Raw genomic sequence first — 695 nt, forward strand, 5'->3', positions numbered from 1 at the left:
GGTGTGATTCATGACTGGGGTGAAGTCGTAACAAGGTAGCCGTAGGGGAACCTGCGGCTGGATCACCTCCTTAATCGATAGATCACGGCTGTTCTTCAAGCACTCACACGAATTACTTGATTCTGAAAGAAAGGCGATAGAGGTCTGTAGCCTGGCCAATGCGTTACAGGTTGCCCGAGACGATTGGGTCTGTAGCTCAGTTGGTTAGAGCGCACCCCTGATAAGGGTGAGGTCGGCAGTTCGAATCTGCCCAGACCCACCAATTGTCGAGGTGTCAGGTCTGAACGGGGCCATAGCTCAGCTGGGAGAGCGCCTGCCTTGCACGCAGGAGGTCAGCGGTTCGATCCCGCTTGGCTCCACCAGGTCGCCGATGCTCTTGATGAGAGTTCATACATGAGTCATTCCCCGCAGTGGTTGTACTGTGGATGTTGAATGATTGATGTCTGATCTTTGATCAGTCGCTCTTTAACAATATGGAAAAGTGATAGAAGTAAGACAAGACATGAGGTGTGTTTCACTGCACAACTCATGGCTAAGGTAAATTGTAATCTCAAGTGCAAGTTCCGGATTGTCGTTTACATCATGTCAGACCATGGCGTCGAGCAGTCGGCCGCAAGGCAGATTGTTTGGGGTTATATGGTCAAGTGAATAAGCGCATACGGTGGATGCCTTGGCAGTCAGAGGCGATGAAAGAC

At 50.8% G+C, this 695-nt stretch carries 2 tRNA genes and 1 rRNA gene; all 3 read left to right on the plus strand.

The features are described 5' to 3' along the window. Positions 1 to 73, plus strand: a 16S ribosomal RNA gene (locus H6X51_RS19865); the annotation flags it as partial. A gap of 112 nt (positions 74 to 185) precedes the next feature. Continuing rightward, positions 186 to 262, plus strand: a tRNA-Ile gene (locus H6X51_RS19870). A 24-nt stretch (positions 263 to 286) separates the two neighbouring features. After that, a tRNA-Ala gene (locus H6X51_RS19875) sits at positions 287 to 362 on the plus strand. The last annotated feature ends 333 nt before the right edge of the window (positions 363 to 695 follow it).

It is taken from the genome of Halopseudomonas xiamenensis (assembly GCF_014219065.1).
Lineage (GTDB): Bacteria > Pseudomonadota > Gammaproteobacteria > Pseudomonadales > Pseudomonadaceae > Halopseudomonas > Halopseudomonas xiamenensis.